The sequence below is a fragment of the Mesorhizobium sp. M6A.T.Ce.TU.016.01.1.1 genome (genome assembly GCF_003997065.1).
GTDB classification, from domain to species: domain Bacteria; phylum Pseudomonadota; class Alphaproteobacteria; order Rhizobiales; family Rhizobiaceae; genus Mesorhizobium; species Mesorhizobium mediterraneum.
This window is the reverse complement of record NZ_RZTJ01000008.1, coordinates 171,013-189,335: the sequence shown is the minus strand read 5'-3', so window position 1 is coordinate 189,335 and position 18,323 is coordinate 171,013. Positions and strand designations below refer to the sequence as shown.

The window sequence follows — 18,323 nt, the reverse complement described above, 5'->3', positions numbered from 1 at the left end:
CGGCCTTGTTGGCTTTGAGGCGGAGGGCCACCGTGAGGAATTATCTGGGCCTCGCAAGGCTTCAGTTCAACACCGAGCCCGAAACGAAAACCCCGCCGGGGAGGGGACACCGGCGGGGCTCATGTGTCCCGCTGGAGTCGGGACAGGGCAGGGAAGCCCTATACAGAATCTGGGGTGGACGACCTCGCGATTCAATCCCTGGTCAAAATCGCGACCTACATTCTCCTTTACCCTCGGCTCATTCCCGGAAATCGCCCATCCCGGTGAAACCGGGGTGGGCTACGTCTTCCCGTATAGATTCCAGAAACCAGTTCAGGTTTCTGGAATCGTTGCTTTAAAGTTGGCCATGGTCTTTCCGAAAACCGGTTTCCACTTTTAGGGACCATGGCCTAATTCGCGCTAGCGACCGGCGCCACCAGCGAGGTGATGCGGCGGATGGCGACGCGACGGTTCTCGCGATTAGGCTCCGACGTGTTGACCTTGAGATACTCCTCGCCATAGCCCTGTGTCGTCAGGTTCTCCGGCGGGATGCTGAAGGCATTGGTTAAGGCTTCGGCGACAGCCTCCGCGCGACGGTCGGATAGAGCGAGGTTCGCCTCCGGCCTGCCGACGGCATCGGTATGGCCTTCGATCAGGAAGGTTTCTGCCGGGTTCTTCTCGAGCAGCTTCTCCATCGCGCTGGCGACGCCTTCCAGTTTCTGCACCTCGGTTTCGGGGATCGAGGCTGAGCCGAATTCGAAGTTCAGCGTGTCGAGGTCGATGCGGCGGGCGATGTCGCGCACGCGGGCCGAGCGCTTGACCTCGTCGATCGAGTAGAGGCGCTGCACCCGCTCCACAGGCGGCTGTTCGAGGAAGGTATAGTAGTCGCCCGGATCCTCGATGTCTTCGGCGTCCAAAATGTACTCCTCGCGCGGAATGTCGATCCGAATCGGCGGCAGGTCGTCGCCCGGATCGCGCCAGTCGCTATCGTCGTCATAGTACCGCTCGTCGACATAGCTCAGCACATATTCGCGTCCGTCGGGCGCGATGCGTGAACGCTGGATGACGTCGCCGTAGCGGTTGCGGATGGTGACGATCTGGATTCCATTGTCACGCTCGACGATTTCCCGGGTGCGATCGCCCGACAGCTCCTCATAGTAGACGTTCCTCGCGCCACGGTGCATGCGCGGGGCATCGTCGCTTTCCACGATCGTCTGGTTGTCGAACTGGAGGATAACGCGGTCGCCGAGTTCCCTGACGACGTCGACCCCGCGCGGGCGTGGACGGCGGCGAATGTCCTCATCGTCGGGCGCACGCTCAACGCGTTTGCCCTTTTCCTCCGTCACCGGAACCATCCTCTCAAGCTTGAGCTCCTGCTGGGCCGCCCTGTCGTCGGTGGGCGGCGGTCCCTGGTCGACGGGAGCCGGCTTCGGGGCTTCCGCCTGCTCGCCGTTCTGCTGGGTGGGCTGACCGCCCGCGTCCTGGCCGCCCGTCTCTTGCGCGTTGTTCCTGCCGCCTCTGCGCTTGCGCACGGCATCCTTCTGGCTGTCGAACACGGGAGCCTCGCCCTGGGCCGGACCTTCCCCTTCGGCGGGCGCGGCCTGTTCGCCCTCGGCGGGCTGCTCGCCGGTTGTGGGCTGCTCTCCCGTCACCGGCGGTTCGCCGATAGGCTTCTTGCTACGCTTTCTGGCTTGGTCCAAAGGCTGTTCGCCCTCGGCAGGAGCCGCTTGCCGGTCGGTTGGAGTGGGAAGCGGCTCGGCCTGCGGGGCAGGCTCGCCGGCGGGTGTTTCCTTCTTGGCCGGCTGTTCGGATGGCGCTGCTTCGATCTGCTGATCCTGGTCCAGCTTCTTCCTGCGCGGCGTGACCTGCTCGTTGTCATTTGCAGGTGCGGCCTTTTCGCGAGGCGCCGCCTGCCCGGCGGGCTCTTCGGCGGGTGCGGCCTCAATCTGCTGTTGCTGGTCGCGCTTCTTCCTGCGTGGCTTGGGCTGCTGTTCGTCGTTCGCAGGCGCAGGCGCGGCCTGTTCGGCTGGCTGTTCGGCGGGTGCGGCTTCAATCTGCTGTTGCCGGTCGCGCTTCTTTCTGCGCGGCTTGGGCTGCTGTTCGTCGCTCGCAGGCGCCGCCTGTTCTGCTGGCTGCTCGGCCGGTGGTGCTTCGATCTGCCGGTCGCGCTTCTTTCTGCGCGGCTGGAGTTGTTCGGCTGGCTGATCGGCCGGTGCTGCTTCGATCTGCTGTTGGTCGCGCCTCTTTCTGCGCGGTTTTTGCTCTTCGGCCGGGGCGGCCTGTTCGGCGGGGGCGGCTTCAATCTGCTGCTGCCGGTCGCGCTTCTTTCTGCGTTGATTGCCCTCTTGCTCGTCCCCGGAAGGCGCCGCCTGCTCCATGGGAGCTGATTCGCTCTGCCGCTCGCGCTTCTTGCGAGGCCTCTGCTCCGGTTCCGCCTGCTGTGCGCAGCCTTCCGCCGACTCGCCTTCGGGGCAATTCGATTGCGCCAGGATCAACGGCGTTGCGGCACGCTGCGGCGGGCCGAACGCGGCGTTGCCTTGCAGCGGGAATGCGCCCAACGGCGCGGACGCCATCAACAGGCCAAGTGCCGTGCCTGCCAGAATCCGTGGTTGGCGTTTCATTAGAAATCCTCCTTTTGGCGTCCCATCCCGGCCCAAACTGTTCATCAACCGGATTGGTTCCGGTTAGCGGGCATTAACGGCCGCGAAGGGCGATTGGCCGGCGTTTTGAAGGCGACTTCGTGTCATTCCTATGGTGCTGCAGGGTTTGCGCCTGTTGCGGTGCTTGACCTTGACGCCAGTGGGGGCCACATCCCGTCGATGGAAACGCCGTTTTGGAAAACCAAGTCGCTCGAAGCGATGACGCCGGCCGAGTGGGAATCGCTTTGCGACGGCTGTGGCAAATGCTGCCTGTCGAAACTCGAGGACGAAGACAGCGGCGAGATCTACTGGACGAGCGTCGGCTGCCGGCTGTTCGATGCCGAAACTTGCCGCTGCTCGGACTACGCCAACCGGCTGGCGCGGGTCCCGGACTGCGTCGGGCTGACGCCGCAGAATGTACGCACCATCAGCTGGCTGCCCAAAACCTGCGCCTACCGGCTGGTCGCCGAGGGCCACGATCTCTACTGGTGGCACAGGCTGGTGTCGGGAAGTGCCGAGACGGTGCATGAGGCCGGCATTTCGATGCGCGGCCGCGTCAGCGCCAGCGAGACCGATCTTGCCGAGCCGGACGACTATTTCGAGCACATGCTGGACGATGAGCCCTAGGTTCCGGGCCTTAAGTCCCGGAACCGGCTGCGCGACAGGGCGTTTCTGTCGAGATGGTTCAGAACCGGCCAAATAGTTCAGTTCAGAACCGGCCAAATGGTTCAGAACCGGCCAGATAATTCAGAACCGGCCAGGATTCAGAGCCGGATTGCGGAGAAGACTGCGCAACGATTTCTTGTTGCCACATGAACCCGAAATGAACGGCCGGTTCGTAAAAAGTTCAGATACGCAGGCGCATTCTCCTCCCCATCGGTTCGACCAAGGCGTATTGGTTCTCGGCCCATTGGTTCGATCAGACGGGCGGAAGCCCTGAACAAGGAGAGAAGACAATGTTCAACACGATCAAGACGGCGACCCTTTCGGCGCTTATCAGCCTCGGCACGCTTGCCGCTATCCCCGCCACTGCTCATGCAGATAGCATCTATCTCGGCTTCGGCAATAACGACGATCCGCGCGTCGGCGTCTATACCGGCGACGACGATGGTTTCTACCGCGAACGCCGCCGTGACCGCGACCGCTACTGGCGCCGGTCCTGCTCGCCGGAGCGCGCTGTCAACAAAGCCGAGCGCATGGGCCTGCGCCGCGCCCGCATCATCGACGTCAACCGCCGTACGGTCAAGGTCGCGGGCCGTCAGTATGGCGATCGGGTGGTGATCGTGTTCGCCAACGAGCGCGGCTGCCCAGTTATCTACCGGTAAGTGTTCGGCACGTTGCCGACCGGCAACGGCGGTCTTGTTTAAGGATGATCTTTCCGAATCCGCTTCGGAAAGGATCAGCTCAGAAGCATGATCTTCTGCGAAGATCAGCTTGGACATGACCGTCTGCGAAGGTCGGTCTGGAGTAGCAGAGCCCCTTTCCGCTGAGACGGAAGGGTGCGGCTCGAAAAAACCCCGGAGGATCAGTCCTCCGGGGTTTTTTGATGCAGTAGGATCGATGTTGCCGGTTGCCCGCGCTTCAGCAACGCTGAACTACGGGCCGGACCTTCAGGCGACGGTCACTTCAACTCGAAAGTGACGGTGACCTGCACCGTGTAGGAATTCTCGCCGGCCTCCACCGGAACCGATGCGCGGGCCGCGTCGAAGGCCTTGGCGTTCATCGGTATCGGCGGCGGCGCGACGTTCTGGTCGGTGATTTCCAGCACGCGCCCGACGTTGACGCCGGCGGCTTCGGCCAGCGTCTTGGCCTTGGCCATGGCGTCGGCGACCGCTTTTTTGCGGGCTTCGGCGACGGTGGCAGCCGGGTTCTCGTTGGAAAACGAGATGCCGCCGCCCTGGTTGACGCCGAGCGATACCGCCTTGTCGAGAATCTCGCCTGTTTTGTCGATGTCGCGGATACGCACCGAAAGTGTGTTGGTCACCTGGTAGGCGATGAGTTCGGCTTCCTGGCTGCCGTCCGGCTTGTTGGTATAGTTGTAGCGCGGGCTGATCTGGATGCCGGCTGTCTGCAGGTCGCGCTCCTTGATGCCAGCCGACTTCATAGCTGCGATCACGGATGCCATGGCGTCGTTGTTGGCATCGAGCGCGGCGCGCGCGGTCTTGGCTTCGCGCATGACGCTGAGCGTCAGCAGCGCCAGATCGGGGGCCGCGGTCGCTTCGCCTTCGCCGGTGACGATGATGCGGGGCGGGGGCGGCGAATCGGCCGCGCCGGCCATCGCCGGAAAAGCGATTGCGGCGGCGAGCGCCAAGGGCAAAAGATGTCTGGTCATAAAAATCTCCTCGGTCTGCGATCCAGTCGCGCTTGTCGACTACCGCGTCGGCCCGAAAATCGGAATCGATTTCGGAAAGCACGATGCGTAGATTCAAAGCGTTAGAGCGTACTTTGTGCGTCTAAGTGGACGCACGTCGCTCTAATGTCTGAATATGGGCTGATTTGGGCGATCTCGGCCAGCCAGTTAGGAAAGCCTTGTGCGGCTCGGGGAAAAACATTAATCCAGCCGCGTGTGGGGCCTGTAGCTCAATGGTTAGAGCCGGCGGCTCATAACCGCTTGGTTGGGGGTTCGAGTCCCTCCGGGCCCACCAAAATATTAAATATGAATTACTTACGCTTAATTCTTCGAGATCGAATTGAACGTTGTCGGTTAAGTCCGCTAGTTTTGAAGGAAATGGTTTTGGGCCTGTTCGTCAATTTTCTCCGTCTCGTTGATGGCACCCGTCACACCTAGCTCCAGACCCCTGGTTTCAAAAGACCTTGGAACGATGCATGCGGCAATCGGCGGTAACGACGTGCAATTAGGCGGTTCTGCCTTCGGCCGAAGGCTCAAAAGACTCCAAAGCGCTCGTCATTCGGCTGATCTCGGGCCGATCGAGTCGCCGATGGTGCTGCAAAGTGGCTTGTCCGCCGGGAACGGCAAGGGGCCCGGGTCGTATTGCTCGAAGCCTATTCGCTCCCCCCATAGCCGCGCGTTTCCTTGCTATAACCAGAGTTGGACTCATTCACTCATAAGGTGCAGCGCGTCCTGCTTAACGATTTCGACGCAACGCAGGTTAATCAAACGAATGACGCCTCTTTCCTTCAGCTTGGTGAAAACCCTCGACACGGTCTCGATGGTGAGGCCGAGATAGTCGCCGATATCCATACGAGACATCGGCAGCTCGACCTGGCGCAGATCCCCTTGGCGCTCCGCCATATCGACCAGGAACGCCGCGACGCGCTCTGTGGCGTTCTGGCGACCTAGAACCAGGAGGTGTTCCTGTGCTCTTGTCAGGCCTTTGAGCGCCAACGGCAGCAGTTGACCAGACATGTCAGCCCCAGCGGCAAGACGAAAGACGCGGATGCCAGTGGCGTTGACCGCTTCGGCGAAGAAATGATGCGTCGTGCCGGCTTCGAAGCCGAAAGTCTCTCCAGCCAGGTGGAAAGCACTGATCTGCCGGCGGCCGTCGGCGAGCAGGCGATAGATGCGCACGGCGCCAAACTCGACCTGGTAGAAGGCCCCAGCCTTTTCCCCCTGAGCATAGATTTCGGCACCAGCGGAGAAGAAGCTGAGTGGCTGCAGCAGTGCCGGATGGAATACCTCCGACGGGTGCGGCTGAGGCGTCCGTGACTGTGCTGCGATTCGCGAGGTCGTGTAGGCGTGCATGGCTGTTTCCCCGGTTAATCCGTGTCACAGCAATCGCCCGAATCCGCAGGCTGCGAAATTCGGTTATGTCCCTACGGGGAACTACCTAGAGCCAAGTCACAGACGTGGTGGAGAATCTGAATGGGCTCAGACGCCACACAGCGCCATGGCGAAATAACCAACTGCGGCAGCTATCAGGGTTGCACCGGCCAAAGGCAACCAGAACCCGATCGGACCGGCAGATACCGCCAATGACAGGCGGCCGATCGCGTTTGCCGCCAGCGCCACCAGCACGGCCTGCCCGATCGTCTCGGCGGGAACCGACTGCTTGACCAGACGCAACGCACCGAGCACCGAGACATCAACATCGAACGCACCGGCTAGCGCCGAGGTCGCCAGCAAGCCGCGCCCGCCAAATTGAGCTGCCAACGCTGCACTCGCAGTTGCGACGATTGCAAAGAGCAGAGCGAAGAGCAGCAGCGGACCCAATTCGAATGGGTTTCGCGCAAGCCCGCCACTTTTGCTATCCCCGCCGCTGCGGATCAACAGGATTGCGCCGCAGGCAGCGAAAACAAGCGCAGCAGCAATGGCCGGGATACCGACCGACGTAAACACGCTTGGCTCGATGATCAGAACCACGGCACAAACACGCAGCACCGAAACCATCGCAGCCAGCGAAGCTGCTCCGGCGAGTGGCAGAGCGTCGCCCGCTGACGCGGCGTTGCGGGCAAGCGCCGCGGTCACCGCTGTGGACGAAACGATTGCACCAACGAGCGAGCTGACAAGCAGACCACGTGTGGTTCCGAGAACGCGGACGGCAACGTAGCCGGCGAACGAAATCGATGCCATCAGCACCGTCAGGGACCAGATTTCCCAGGGGTTGAAGCCGCCCCAAGGATCCATCGTCCGGTTTGGCAGTAAGGGCAAGACGATCGCCGTCATCACCGCCAGGATCAGCGCCGAGCGCAGTTCGATCCAGGTCAGTCGCTTCAAGAGCCCGTGCAGGATCTCGCGACTGGCAAGGACCGCCGCAAGTGCAGCCCCTCCGGCAGCGGCAACACGATAGTCACCGGCGACCGATAGCGCGCCGAGTGCGAAAACGCCGAGCGCGGCGATCACTGCCGTAACGCTGAAATCCTTGTCATGAGCCGCCTCGCGCGCCTTGTACCACGCAAAGATCGCGGCGAAGGCGACAAATCCTCCCACCAGCACTGAAACCGCGCCAAGCGCTTCCGCCAGAGCTGCGAGAATGCCGCCGAGCAAGCCGGATATGCCGAAAGTGCGAATTCCAGCCGTACGGCTGCGGTCGGGAGCGCCTCGCTCCCGCCAGCCACGCTCCAGTCCGACGAGCAGGCCAATTGCCAAGGCCAGTCCCAGCCGGGCGATGAGTGGATCCATGGGCGGCAGTTTACTCGCCTGCTTCCCTGCCCGACACCTGCTGGATCAGGATTCGGAAGAAAACATGCGGCGCGCTGTCTGAAATCGGAGGTATCACGGGTTTGAGGGCGCCTGGCTCCCACCAGTTCGCGTATTTGCTTAGCACAGTCCATGCATGGTCGCGCTCAGCCTTGTGACCGACCCTATCAGGCAGCTCTTCGTATCGGCCGTCGATAACAACGCTTTTCCATCCTCGACCTTGGCCGTGTTCGTCGACCTGGACGCACACAAGCGGATTGGCTCGCATCCAGTCGATCTTCTTGCCAGGCATCGAGAACGCGTACAGATGGTTGTCTGCATGCGCATAGTATAACGGCACGACATAGGGTTGCCCGTCCTTCGCGCACGCCAGGCGGCCTACACGATTTGCTGTCAGCAATTTCGTACATTCCAGCGCGGAAAGTGTGCGGATCAGCATCGGTGCGATCTCCTACGTCTCGCGGCCTGCTGGGTGCTTTCGGCCCGGCTCGCAGGCGGCGAGGCGCATAGTCGCGCATTCGGCGACTCCGGAAAATGATCCAGATCAAGGCGCGCTTGCTGTCTCTGCGCATCCTAGGCGGATGTGGAAGCCAATCCTAAGCGCTCCGTTTGGTCGCAATCTCGAACTGGCCGTCTTCGACGAGGATGGCGAGCATGCGCTCGTATTTCCCTGCATACGAGGGACGGAGGGCTGGAAGAATGCCGCGACCGGTGCGCGTATCGACATCCGTCCGACCCATTGGAGAGAGTGGGCGCCGGAGCGGGTTGCGGCCGGCAAGAGCGACGCCCTTAGCGACCACCCTTAGGCTTGAGATTCGACAATCAGTGCCATCCGCACGAGATGCGACAGGCTGCTTGCATTCATCTTGCTCATGACATTGGCGCGGTGGATCTCGACTGTTCGTGGGCTGATCCCCAAATCGTAGGCGATCGTCTTGTTGGGCAGGCCCGACACCAGCCCGTCCAGCACCTGCTTCTCCCGCTCCGACAATGTCGACAAGCGAGCACGTATCTCGGCGGATTGAGGGTGAGCTGCATGGACTTGGTTGCGGTTGCCCAACGCAGAGCGGATCGCATCGATCAGAATAACGTCGTCGAAAGGTTTTTCGATGAAATCGGCGGCACCTTCTTTCATCGCCTGAACGGCGAGCGCAACATCGGCATGACCGGTCATGACAATGACCGGGATCGAATGTCCGCGGGATCTGAGCTGTCGCAGGAACTCGATCCCGTCAATGCCGGGCATGCGAACGTCCGTCACGATACAGCCGTCGAGATTGCCCGTCGCTGTGGCCAGAAAAGCCGACGCCGATTCGTATAGGCGCACGGCGAAGTCCGCCGTCGCCAGAAGAAAACCAAGCGACTTGCGAACCTCGACGTCGTCGTCGACCACATGCACAAGATCGTTACTGGCCATTGGCGACTTCTTCCTTCTGCACGATGCGCAGGGTAAACCGGAAAGCGGTTCCTCCAGCGGGCATTGCCTCGGCCCAGATGTGACCACCGTGCGATTCGACGATAGTGCGGCAAATGGAGAGGCCAACGCCCATGCCCTGCTTTTTGGTGGTGACAAATGGCTGGAAAAGCTGAGCCGAGACCTCCGGCGCCAGGCCCGTGCCAGTGTCGATCACACTCACCTCGGCCATCCCGTCATCCCTGGCAACGGTCGTCACGTGCAACTCGCGGCGTGGGACGCCTTGCATTGCCTCGACCGCGTTGCGCATCAGGTTGAGCAAAACCTGTTGAATCTGGATGCGGTCCGTCAAGACGAGTTCGGCTGCAGGATCGAGTTGGTAGGTGACGCGGACATCAATTTCCCTTGCGCCGACCAGGGCCAGCGAAGCGGCTTCCTCGATCAGCGCCGGCAGACGTTCGATCTGCCGCTCGCTCTCGCCTCTCGCGACGAAGTCGCGAAGGTGGCGAATGACATCTCCGGCCCTCAAGGCCTGTTCCGCTGCTTTTTCGACGGCCTCCCTCAACATCGGCGCGTTCTCTTCCGTGCTCTTTTCGAGAAGCCGCCGGCTGCCTTTGAGGTAATTCGTAATGGCCGTGAGCGGCTGGTTGATTTCATGTGCCAACGTCGAGGCCATTTCGCCGAGCGCGGTAAACCGCGCCATATGGAGAAGCTCCTGCTGCTGCTCCTGTATTCTGGCTTCCGCCTTGTGGCGTTCGGTCAGGTCGCGGCAGAAGCCGGTAAAGAAGCGGCCGGTCCCGGGATGCATCTCACCAACCGAAAGTTCCATGGGAAAGGTCGAGCCATCCTTGCGCATTCCCGTCACCGTGCGGCCGAGCCCGATGATCCGGCGCTCTCCGGTAGTAAGGTAGCGGTGCAGATAGGCGTCATGCTCTTCGCGATAGGGCGACGGCATGAGCAGACTGACATTTTGACCGAGGACTTCGCTGGACTGGTAACCGAACAGTGTTTCGGCAGCCGTGCTGAAGGACTGAATACGGCCTTGTTCGTCGATGACGACCATTGCGTCGGGCACCGTCGCCAGGATCGAGCGCAAATGATCTTCGCGCAATCGAAGGGCGGCGTTTGCATAGGAAAGCTCGCTGACGTCCGTGCCTTCGACAAAAATAGCCGTGATGCGACCATCGTCGGCCTTGATCGGCTGATAGACGAAATCGAGGATATGCTCAGCGGTCGGCTCGTCATCCTTGTTGCGAAGAGCGACTTTCACCCCCCGGCCAATATAGGGTTCACCAGTTGCGTATGCCTGGTCCAGCAGTTCATAGAAGCCTTGGCCTTCAAGCTCGGGCAGGGCCTCGCGTACCGACTTTCCAATAACCTGCCGTTCACCGATCAGGCGCTGATAGGCGGCATTGGTCAATTCGAAGACATGACCCGGCTCACGCATCAACGTCATGAACCCCGGGGCCTGCTCGAACATCAGGGAGAGCCGGTCGTGATCGGCCGTGGCCGGCCCTTCACCGCGAGCGCCGGTTGATAAGTCACGTGTTTGTTTGTCGTCCAAATGAAGTCCTTTGATCGGGGAACCCGCAACGCAGTCTAGTTATCATTCATCGCTTTGCTGCACATCTCTTCCAGCAATGCAAACCGATCAAAACAGCGAGCCGCGGCCGATTGGGTAGGTAGCGTTTTTGACTCGCATCAAGGCGTCGAGTGCCGGCGGATGCACTTCATTATCGCATTCAAGCGCTCCAGCGAAAGGCGACCGCGATGTCCTACAAGTCAATTATTCTAAACCTTGCCGTAGATGCACCTCCTACATCCATGGTGAAGTTGGGGATCGAGCTTGCGGAACGCTTCGGGACTCACCTTATCGGCCTGGCGGCTGCAGACGTCCCGCCGCTCGTCGCGACCGGCGACGGCATGGTCTATGAAGGCGAGATCATGCAGATCCAGCGGACGGAAATCGAAAAGCGGCTTGCCGAACTGCGTGCCGAATTCGAGAGGCTGGTTCCTGCTTCGATCAGCAGCGAGTGGGGGCAGAAAGTCTGCAACCCGACCCGCTTCCTTAGCGTCTCCGCCCGCGCGGCCGACCTCATCGTTACCAGCGGCGAGGAGGGAGAAAATGTCTATCGTGCCGTGGATATCGGCAGCCTTGCTCTCGGCACAGGCCGGCCAGTCCTTGTTGCCGCAAGCAATGTCGAACACGTTTTGGCAAAGACCGTGTTGGTCGCCTGGAAAGACACCAGGGAGGCGCGACGGGCGATAGCGGATGCATTGCCTTTCCTGGCCCGGGCCAATGAGGTCATCGTCGCCACGATCGATACCGACCGCAGCGAAAGCGCCCGATACAGCCTCGCCGATGTCGCGGCTTATCTAGAAAACTATGGCATCATGCCACAAACAGAACTGCTCACTGGCGAGGCGGATGGCGACCATCTGCTGGCGTTTGCGCGCTCGATCCACGCTGATCTGATCGTCTCCGGTGCTTACGGCCATAGCCGCCTCCGGGAATGGGCCTTCGGCGGCGTCACCCGCACGCTGATCGAAGACAACGGCATCAATCGCTTCCTGTCGTATTGAAGGTCTGTCGAACCCACTCACCACCCTAATCGACGGGCCGGAATCAGCCCCATCCGGCACCCGTTTTCGTCGAAGATGGCGCTGCTTTCGCGCTCTGAAGTTGGCAACCGACAACGCACCCGTTTGCAAGATCCCCTGTCGAGTCGGCAACGGAGCATACTGTTGACCAAGATCAATGTCGTCTGCCGCCAATGTAGCAATGATTGCCAAAATGCAGGAGTGAACGACATGACGTTTCTCGACTACCTGATTTCGATTGACGCCAGGACGGCCTTGATGGGCCGCATGATGCGGAGGCTCGGCGTCGACAGACAATTGAAAGTCGTGGCGGACCATGCGGCCGTCACCAATCGGGCGGTGGATCGCTGCCGCTCCTGCGGCCATCAGGACGAATGCTCGACCTGGCTCGACGAGCACCAGCAAGCCGATGATCCGCCGGATTACTGCCGCAACCGCGACCTGATCGCACGGCTTCAACACGCAGCCGGCCACGCTAGAAAGGTCACCACAAATGCGTCTGACGAGTGAACGCAAACGGAACTTATGCCGATAGATTTGCATCCCATGGGACCAGGCAGTTTGGACAATCTATTTCTTCTAGAAGCATTTCTGCTCTTTATTGCGCCCGGGCCAACCAATGCTCTTTTGGTGGCGGGTGCGGCCAAGCGAGATAAGGCGATCGCACTCTTGGTCGCACAGGCCTGTGGATACGGGATCGCAGCAGCCTGCTGGTTTTCGCTGCGACCCTTGCTGCCGTCCGGCGCCATCCAGGTACTCAAGCTGGTCGCAGCCCTATGGCTCGTAATTCTTGGCCTGCGTCTGATAGGCCGCGACCAGATCGACGCATCCGAAGACGGGGATGGCCTTTCTGTTATAGTAACTACTGCCCTCAATCCGAAAGCCTTTATCTATTGTCTGGCAATCGTGCCGGTGGACGCGAGGCCGTACGAACTGGGCTTCTTCTGGATCGTACTCTTGGTGACCACAGCCGCCACCGGGTCAATGTGGCTTTTGCTCGGTAGGCGTCTGAACGGAGCCGGAGAGATGGCAGACAGGGTCGCGGGCGCGGTGCTTATCGCATTCGCCTTGTTGCTGCTTCGACCATTAATAGCGGTAGCTGCGACTTAGGTTCAATGCGGACATTCTTCCAATTCGAATGCTGGGGTCACGCAATGCTGCAGTCCGCAACTAAGAGACAAGCACCACCGACAGCGGCTCCGCGCAGAAAAGGTTATCCTTTACGGCTTTGACGCCGGCGACGTTTTCGGCGGCGACGATGGCTGCCTGGCGTTCGCGTTCGTCGAAGATCGCGCCGCTCAGTTCGACCACGCCATTGCCCACCGTGACGCAGATCATTTCCTTGCCGGCCCATTTCTGAGTCGCAAGCTCGGCAATAATTTTCTGACGGATCTGTTCGTCGTCGACGAACGCCGGGCCCGCATCCGGCAGGACGTTGAGCAATGCACGCAAAAGGCCGGTGCGGGTGATGATCCCGACGACTTTTCCCCCATCGACAACCGGAATGCGTTTGACGTGGCGGCGCGTCATGAGCTCGACGATCTCGGCGATCGATGCCCCGGGGGATGCTGTGACGAGGTCTTCTGTCATGACCTCCTCGATCCGTCGTCCGTTGGCTTGAACATATTCATCAGCGGCTCGCCCGGGGCTCACAAGAAGCTCCAGCCAACGCGAGCGCTTACGCTTCGTGTCGAGTTCTCCCCGGCGCAAGAAATCACCTTCGCTGACGATGCCCACTAGCGTACCGTCCCTGCGAATGACGGGCAGGCCGCTGATCTTCTTGGAGAGCATCAGCCCGGCCGCTTCGGTGATCGACGCGGACGGCTCTATTCCGACGACCGGTGTCGTCATTATGGCTTCGGCTTGCATACCTGCCTCCTCAAACATCTTCCCTGATTATCGAGGTCCCTGCGTCGCGTGCCTTGATCTGAGTCACTTTCTGGGAGCAGCAACGTCGGCCGGCCAAACATCCGGTCTGTCTTATATTCGAGCCAGACACATGCAGTGGCGAAGTTTGCGGTACCAGCGGCGTTATCCGCACCTTGGCTCCCGATCAGTTGTCTAGCTTGTCATCCCGATCGATAAGGATCCGCTCGGCGGCTCCGTCGAGATCCTCGTATTGACCGCTCCTCAAGGCCCACAGGAAGCCGGACAGACCCAGCGCGCCGAGAAAAAGAGCTACGGGTATGAGATAGACAAGCGTCGTCATGAGGATCGTGCCAATGCGCCGATACTGGAACGTTTGCCGCGCGTACGAATCGTCTCCGGTGGGCTCGCGGCAGAGCCTTGCAGCCTCAGCGCATTGCCAATGACAAGCAGCGACGAAGCCGACATCGCGATTGCCGCGATCAGCGGCGTGACGTGCCCCAGGATGGCGATCGGCACGGCGATGGTGTTGTAGACGATTGCTATGGCGATGTTTTGCCGGATCAGTCGTCCGGCCTTTCGCGAGATGTCGAGGGCAAGGGGTACTGCCGAAAGGCTTTCGCGCAGGAACACGAAATCCGCTGCTTTGCGGCCGACATCGGCCGCCGTGGCTGGAGCGATCGAGACGTGTGCCGCGCCCAGCGCAGGGGTGTCGTTGAGGCCGTCGCCAACCATCAGCACCTTGTGGCCGTCCTTCGACAGCGTTTCGATATACTCGACCTTGCCCGAAGGAAGCAGCGCCGGAACAAAGTGATGGATGCCCAACGTCGCCGCGACCTCGCCGCAGGCAGCTGCGGTATCGCCCGACAGCATTTCCACGGAAATCCGGGCGTTGTTCAATTGCCCGACGGCCGCTCTGGCGTCTGCACGCAGCGCGTCCTCGAAGCAAAGGACGCGACAATGATCCCATCTTTGGTCAGAACCGTTCCGCCGTATCTGCTTTCGCCGCCGGTTCGGGCCTTCCACCCGGCCCAGCCGCGCCGGCCAAGCCGCCAGGTGCTGCCAGCGGCGGTGGCTTCGATCCCGAAACCAGGGTGCTCGCTGACGGACTCGAGCTTCGGCTCGCCGGCAAAGCCCGCAGAGCCGGCTATGGCCCTTGAGAACGGGTGGCGAGAATGCGCCGCCATGTCGGCAGCGATTGCCAGCATGGCCGGATCGATGGACGACGCGTTGACGAGCCGGGGCTGTCCGAGCGTAAGCGTTCCTGTCTTGTCGAACACCGCCGTGTCGATCGCCGCCAGGCGCTCCATGGCCGAACCATCCTTGACCATGACGCCGCTTTCGAACAGACGCCGCGCAGCGACCACCTGCACGATCGGCACGGCGAGACCGAGCGCACACGGGCAGGTGATGATGAGAACGGCGATGGCGATCGTTACTGCCTGGTGCCAATCGCCGGTCGCCGCCATCCAGCCAAGGAACGTCACGAAGGCGGTCAGATGGACCACTGGAGCATAGAGCGCTGAAATGCGGTCGGCGATCCTGCGATAATGCGCGCGACCGCCCTCGGCGGCTTCCATCAGCCGGACCATTTCGGCCAGGAAGGAATCCTTTGCGGCGGCTGTTGCTTCGATGGTCAGCGGGCCCGTGAGATTGAGTGTGCCGGCCTGCACGGTTTCCCCTGACGCCACGGCTCTGGGTGTGCTCTCACCGGAAACCAGTGAACAATCGAGATCCGAAGAGCCTCGAATGATCTTGCCGTCGACGGGAATCCTTTCGCCGGCGGTGATCAGCAGCTGCAAGCCGGGTTCGATCTCCTCAACCGGCAGGTAGTCGCGCGAACCATCCTCGCGCAGCACCATGGCGCCCCGCGCCGCCAGCCGTGACAGGCCGTTCACGGCGGTCCGGGCACGCTCGCGCATCACGTGATCCAGCGTGCGGCCGATCAACAGGAAGAACAGCAGCGACACCGACGCGTCGAAATAGGCGTGGTCTCCATGGTTGATGGTCTCGTAGAGGCTCATCGCGTAGGCGAGTGAAACGCCAACCGCAATCGGCACGTCCATGTTCATGCGACCGTGACGCAGCGCATTCCATGCCGAGCGGAAATAGATTCCGCCGGCGAAGGCGAGCGCCGGGATGGCGATCAGCGCTGAGACCCAATGGAACAGGTCACGCGTCGCGCCTTCAGCTCCTGACCAGACCGAGACGGAAAGCAGCATGATGTTGCCCGCAGCAAAGCCGGCGACCGCGACGGCGCGGATCAGTTCCGAAAGCGTCTTGTCTTTTTCATGAACCTCGGGGTCGAAAAGATGCGCCGGGTAGCCCAGCAGCTCTAGTGCAGCGACGATGGGAGGAGCCTCGTTCCCACGCCACTGGACCGAGACCCGTTTGGTCGAAAGGTTGACACGAGCGCGCTCGACGCGATCGAGCTTCCCGAGAGCCGTCTCGATCGCCTGGATGCAGGCCGCGCAGTGAACCGTCGGCACCGACAGATCGGTCTGGCGAAGGTCATTGCCAAGCGAGCGGCTTGCCAACCTGATCTCCTGGCTCGATGGCAAGCTGGATGTCGCTCCGTCCAGATCCAGCGCCATTTCAGCGCCCGGCGCACAGCAGCTCATCGCAGTGCTCCCTGGGAAATCATGATCCGGCGAACTTCGCGATAAGGCTCTGCCAGACCGGCATCGGTGTCGACTTCGACGATCCAGACGCCATCCCTTAGCGTGTGCTGCGCGGCAAATTCCTGGCCCGAGGCAGCGGCGAGAGTAACGGCTTTGTCCGCGCCCTCGTAGGCGGGATGACGAAACAGCACCTTGACACTGCGCAAGGGAACCGGCTTGCCGGCGGCATCGCTGAGACTGTAGCGGACTTCCCCCGAAGAGATCGTCAATTTGCCAGTCCAGCCGAGCGCCGCCTGTGCGCGGCCTTCTTCGGCCTTTCGGTTGAATTGCTGGCTGGCCACATAGGTGTTTTCGACGACAAGGCCGGTCCAGCTTGTGCTGGCGAATGTCGCCATCGTCAGATTGACTGCGATGACCACACCAAAAAAGGCGAGAATGGTGGCCAACATATGCCTACCGGTGAATTCGCGGGGCCGTCGCGCATTGGCGCTCATCTGGTGATCTCCGGGGCATTGAAGGTGGCGGTGTATTCGTCCGTTTCGAAACTCGCCTTGTCCTCGACGCGGAATTTGAAGGTTTGTGTTGCGCTTCCGACCTGGTCCGCCGGCTGGCGCACGAAAACCTTCAGCATCTTCAGGCGGTCGGGTTCGACCGCGACGGCGAAGGACCGGTCTGCGGGAAGGTCGATACCAACGACGCTCATTTCGCCTCCCCGCAGGCCCTGCATCGTGACAACGATCGTCCTTGGCTCGGGGATCATGTTGAGCAGCTTGACGGTGTAGCCGTTGCGAATCGAACCGTCGGACAGCGTGACGAACTGCGGATTGCGGTCGTGCAGAACATTGACCTCGAGCCGGTCGCGCGTCAGCAGCGAATAGAGCAGCGCAATGCCGACCGCCGACCATGCACCCATGTAGATGAAGGTGCGCGGCCGAAAGATCTTGCGGATATGGAAATGGGCTAACCTGTCGGAGAAAGCGCCGCCGTCGGTCCGGACGAGCGACGGGTTCACCGAGCAAGACCCGCCTGCTGTCGCCACCGCCATGTTGGCGTTGTAATCGGACAGCGTCGCATAGGAGATCAGCCCGCGCTCCTTGCCGAGCTTGTCCATGACGCTATCGCAGGCATCGATGCACAGCGCGCAAGTGATGCATTCGAGCTGCTGGCCATCGCGAATGTCGATCCCCATCGGGCAGACGGCGACACAGGCATTGCAATCGACGCAGTCTCCGACCGGCTGCCCCGCGGCCTGGACCTTCTTGGCGTGCCGCGACCGAGGTTCGCCGCGCCAGTCATTATAGGTCACGGTCAGCGAATTTTCGTCGAGCATGGCCGCCTGGATGCGCGGCCACGGGCACATATAGGTGCAGACCTGTTCGCGCATCAGCCCGCCGAATGTGTAGGTGGTTGCCGTCAGCACGCCGATGGTGATGTAGGCGACCGGCGCAGCGGTGCCGGTGAAGACCTCGCCAATCAGCGTTGGCGCATCGGCGAAATAGAAGATCCAGGCACCGCCGGTCGCTGCCGCTATGACCAGCCAGATGGCGTGTTTCGATACACGCAGCACAAACTTGCGCGCAGTCCACGGTCCGGCGTCGAGCTTTATGCGGGCGTTGCGATCTCCCTCGATCGCACGCTCTACAACCAGAAACAGATCGACCCATACGGTCTGCGGGCAGGTATAGCCGCACCAGGCTCTGCCAACTGTGGATGTGATCAGGAAAAGGCCGATGCCGGCCATAACGAGAAGACCGGCCACATAGTAGAATTCCTGCGGCCAAATCTCGATGAAGAAGAAATAGAAGCGGCGGTTAGCAAGATCGATCAGCACGGCCTGATCGGGAGCAAACGGACCTCGATCCCAGCGCAGCCAGGGCGTCAGGTAGTAGATGCCCAGGGTGATCGCCATCACCAGCCATTTGAAGCGGCGAAAGCTGCCCGAGGCGCGCTTGGGGAAGATCTTCTTGCGCGGTGCATACAGCGGCTGGCGGACCTTGGCGGAGTTGACCGCCTCGGCTTCGAGCCGTTCTACCTGCGTATTATCCAGCACCAGTGTCTCCAGTCGCGCAGCTTACGATTTCGGGGCGCGCAGTCGGACTTAGTTG

16 protein-coding genes, 1 tRNA gene and 1 pseudogene are annotated in these 18,323 nt (G+C 61.2%); 6 read left to right on the top strand and 12 right to left on the bottom strand.

The genetic code is table 11. From position 1 onward, the window contains the following. Positions 1-389 precede the first annotated feature (389 nt). Entirely contained in the window at positions 390-2,600 is a 2,211-nt protein-coding gene (locus tag EOC94_RS17450) for an OmpA family protein (protein ID WP_127292080.1), read from the bottom strand. A 198-nt stretch (positions 2,601-2,798) separates the two neighbouring features. Between EOC94_RS17450 and EOC94_RS17445 the strand changes: the two genes are divergently transcribed. Continuing rightward, on the top strand, positions 2,799-3,245 hold the full coding sequence (locus EOC94_RS17445) for a YcgN family cysteine cluster protein (protein ID WP_095489233.1): 447 nt from the start codon (positions 2,799-2,801) through the stop codon (positions 3,243-3,245). Positions 3,246-3,574: 329 nt separating this feature from the next. Further along, entirely contained in the window at positions 3,575-3,943 is a 369-nt protein-coding gene (locus tag EOC94_RS17440) for a hypothetical protein (RefSeq protein ID WP_095488958.1), read from the top strand. Positions 3,944-4,239: 296 nt separating this feature from the next. On the opposite strand, the gene EOC94_RS17435 is transcribed toward EOC94_RS17440, so the two are convergent. Then, positions 4,240-4,950, bottom strand: a complete 711-nt coding sequence (locus EOC94_RS17435) for an SIMPL domain-containing protein (RefSeq protein WP_095488959.1) — start codon at positions 4,948-4,950, stop codon at positions 4,240-4,242. A gap of 237 nt (positions 4,951-5,187) precedes the next feature. Here EOC94_RS17435 and EOC94_RS17430 point away from each other — a divergent pair. Continuing rightward, positions 5,188-5,263 (top strand) — tRNA-Ile (locus EOC94_RS17430). A 410-nt stretch (positions 5,264-5,673) separates the two neighbouring features. Here EOC94_RS17430 and EOC94_RS17425 read toward each other — a convergent pair. From EOC94_RS17425 to EOC94_RS17400, 5 genes are all read right to left on the bottom strand, one after another. Further along, positions 5,674-6,321 carry a helix-turn-helix domain-containing protein gene (locus EOC94_RS17425; protein WP_126105371.1) on the bottom strand — a complete coding sequence of 216 codons (648 nt, stop codon included), beginning with the start codon at positions 6,319-6,321 and terminating at the stop codon, positions 5,674-5,676. Positions 6,322-6,447: 126 nt separating this feature from the next. Then, positions 6,448-7,698 (bottom strand): MgtC/SapB family protein, encoded by a 1,251-nt coding sequence (locus EOC94_RS17420; RefSeq protein ID WP_127292077.1) that lies wholly within the window; start codon positions 7,696-7,698, stop codon positions 6,448-6,450. A gap of 10 nt (positions 7,699-7,708) precedes the next feature. After that, the gene (locus EOC94_RS17415) at positions 7,709-8,155 is read right to left on the bottom strand and encodes a pyridoxamine 5'-phosphate oxidase family protein (RefSeq protein WP_127292075.1); all 447 of its coding nucleotides are present in this window, start codon (positions 8,153-8,155) and stop codon (positions 7,709-7,711) included. Positions 8,156-8,518: 363 nt separating this feature from the next. Next, a complete protein-coding gene (gene fixJ / locus EOC94_RS17405) occupies positions 8,519-9,133 on the bottom strand; it encodes a response regulator FixJ (protein ID WP_095488964.1) in 615 nt (204 codons plus the stop codon). After that, positions 9,123-10,610, bottom strand: a complete 1,488-nt coding sequence (locus EOC94_RS17400) for a PAS domain S-box protein (RefSeq protein WP_245330103.1) — start codon at positions 10,608-10,610, stop codon at positions 9,123-9,125. The genes fixJ and EOC94_RS17400 overlap by 11 nt, the downstream gene beginning before the upstream one ends. 290 nt (positions 10,611-10,900) lie before the next feature. Between EOC94_RS17400 and EOC94_RS17395 the strand changes: the two genes are divergently transcribed. The 3 genes from EOC94_RS17395 (at position 10,901) to EOC94_RS17385 (ending at position 12,841) form a co-directional block, all read left to right on the top strand. Next, positions 10,901-11,713 carry a universal stress protein gene (locus EOC94_RS17395; protein WP_127292179.1) on the top strand — a complete coding sequence of 271 codons (813 nt, stop codon included), beginning with the start codon at positions 10,901-10,903 and terminating at the stop codon, positions 11,711-11,713. 228 nt (positions 11,714-11,941) lie between these two features. Next, positions 11,942-12,241 (top strand): DUF6455 family protein, encoded by a 300-nt coding sequence (locus EOC94_RS17390; RefSeq protein WP_127292072.1) that lies wholly within the window; start codon positions 11,942-11,944, stop codon positions 12,239-12,241. 51 nt (positions 12,242-12,292) lie between these two features. Next, positions 12,293-12,841 carry a hypothetical protein gene (locus EOC94_RS17385; protein ID WP_126105373.1) on the top strand — a complete coding sequence of 183 codons (549 nt, stop codon included), beginning with the start codon at positions 12,293-12,295 and terminating at the stop codon, positions 12,839-12,841. A 60-nt stretch (positions 12,842-12,901) separates the two neighbouring features. On the opposite strand, the gene EOC94_RS17380 is transcribed toward EOC94_RS17385, so the two are convergent. The 5 genes and pseudogenes from EOC94_RS17380 to ccoG form a co-directional block, all read right to left on the bottom strand. Further along, positions 12,902-13,600 carry a CBS domain-containing protein gene (locus tag EOC94_RS17380; RefSeq protein WP_127292069.1) on the bottom strand — a complete coding sequence of 233 codons (699 nt, stop codon included), beginning with the start codon at positions 13,598-13,600 and terminating at the stop codon, positions 12,902-12,904. Positions 13,601-13,784: 184 nt separating this feature from the next. Further along, positions 13,785-13,940, bottom strand: coding sequence for a cbb3-type cytochrome oxidase assembly protein CcoS (gene ccoS / locus EOC94_RS17375; RefSeq protein ID WP_126105375.1), 156 nt, complete (start codon positions 13,938-13,940; stop codon positions 13,785-13,787). Next, positions 13,937-16,218: pseudogene (locus EOC94_RS17370) on the bottom strand (cation-translocating P-type ATPase). Before EOC94_RS17370 ends, ccoS begins: the two are co-directional and overlap by 4 nt. Continuing rightward, positions 16,215-16,712, bottom strand: a complete 498-nt coding sequence (locus tag EOC94_RS17365) for a FixH family protein (protein ID WP_095488969.1) — start codon at positions 16,710-16,712, stop codon at positions 16,215-16,217. Before EOC94_RS17365 ends, EOC94_RS17370 begins: the two are co-directional and overlap by 4 nt. Continuing rightward, positions 16,709-18,268, bottom strand: coding sequence for a cytochrome c oxidase accessory protein CcoG (gene ccoG / locus EOC94_RS17360; RefSeq protein ID WP_095488970.1), 1,560 nt, complete (start codon positions 18,266-18,268; stop codon positions 16,709-16,711). Before ccoG ends, EOC94_RS17365 begins: the two co-directional genes overlap by 4 nt. Positions 18,269-18,323 lie beyond the last annotated feature (55 nt).

What these genes read in the sequence shown, in the direction of transcription:
- EOC94_RS17450 (WP_127292080.1), bottom strand. Translation starts at nt 2,600, where the DNA reads ATGAAACGCCAACCACGGATTCTGGCAGGCACGGCACTTGGCCTGTTG.
- EOC94_RS17445 (WP_095489233.1), top strand. Translation starts at nt 2,799, where the DNA reads ATGGAAACGCCGTTTTGGAAAACCAAGTCGCTCGAAGCGATGACGCCG.
- EOC94_RS17440 (WP_095488958.1), top strand. Translation starts at nt 3,575, where the DNA reads ATGTTCAACACGATCAAGACGGCGACCCTTTCGGCGCTTATCAGCCTC.
- EOC94_RS17435 (WP_095488959.1), bottom strand. Translation starts at nt 4,950, where the DNA reads ATGACCAGACATCTTTTGCCCTTGGCGCTCGCCGCCGCAATCGCTTTT.
- EOC94_RS17425 (WP_126105371.1), bottom strand. Translation starts at nt 6,321, where the DNA reads ATGCACGCCTACACGACCTCGCGAATCGCAGCACAGTCACGGACGCCT.
- EOC94_RS17420 (WP_127292077.1), bottom strand. Translation starts at nt 7,698, where the DNA reads ATGGATCCACTCATCGCCCGGCTGGGACTGGCCTTGGCAATTGGCCTG.
- EOC94_RS17415 (WP_127292075.1), bottom strand. Translation starts at nt 8,155, where the DNA reads ATGCTGATCCGCACACTTTCCGCGCTGGAATGTACGAAATTGCTGACA.
- fixJ (WP_095488964.1), bottom strand. Translation starts at nt 9,133, where the DNA reads ATGGCCAGTAACGATCTTGTGCATGTGGTCGACGACGACGTCGAGGTT.
- EOC94_RS17400 (WP_245330103.1), bottom strand. Translation starts at nt 10,610, where the DNA reads ATGTTCGAGCAGGCCCCGGGGTTCATGACGTTGATGCGTGAGCCGGGT.
- EOC94_RS17395 (WP_127292179.1), top strand. Translation starts at nt 10,901, where the DNA reads ATGTCCTACAAGTCAATTATTCTAAACCTTGCCGTAGATGCACCTCCT.
- EOC94_RS17390 (WP_127292072.1), top strand. Translation starts at nt 11,942, where the DNA reads ATGACGTTTCTCGACTACCTGATTTCGATTGACGCCAGGACGGCCTTG.
- EOC94_RS17380 (WP_127292069.1), bottom strand. Translation starts at nt 13,600, where the DNA reads ATGCAAGCCGAAGCCATAATGACGACACCGGTCGTCGGAATAGAGCCG.
- ccoS (WP_126105375.1), bottom strand. Translation starts at nt 13,940, where the DNA reads ATGACGACGCTTGTCTATCTCATACCCGTAGCTCTTTTTCTCGGCGCG.
- EOC94_RS17365 (WP_095488969.1), bottom strand. Translation starts at nt 16,712, where the DNA reads ATGAGCGCCAATGCGCGACGGCCCCGCGAATTCACCGGTAGGCATATG.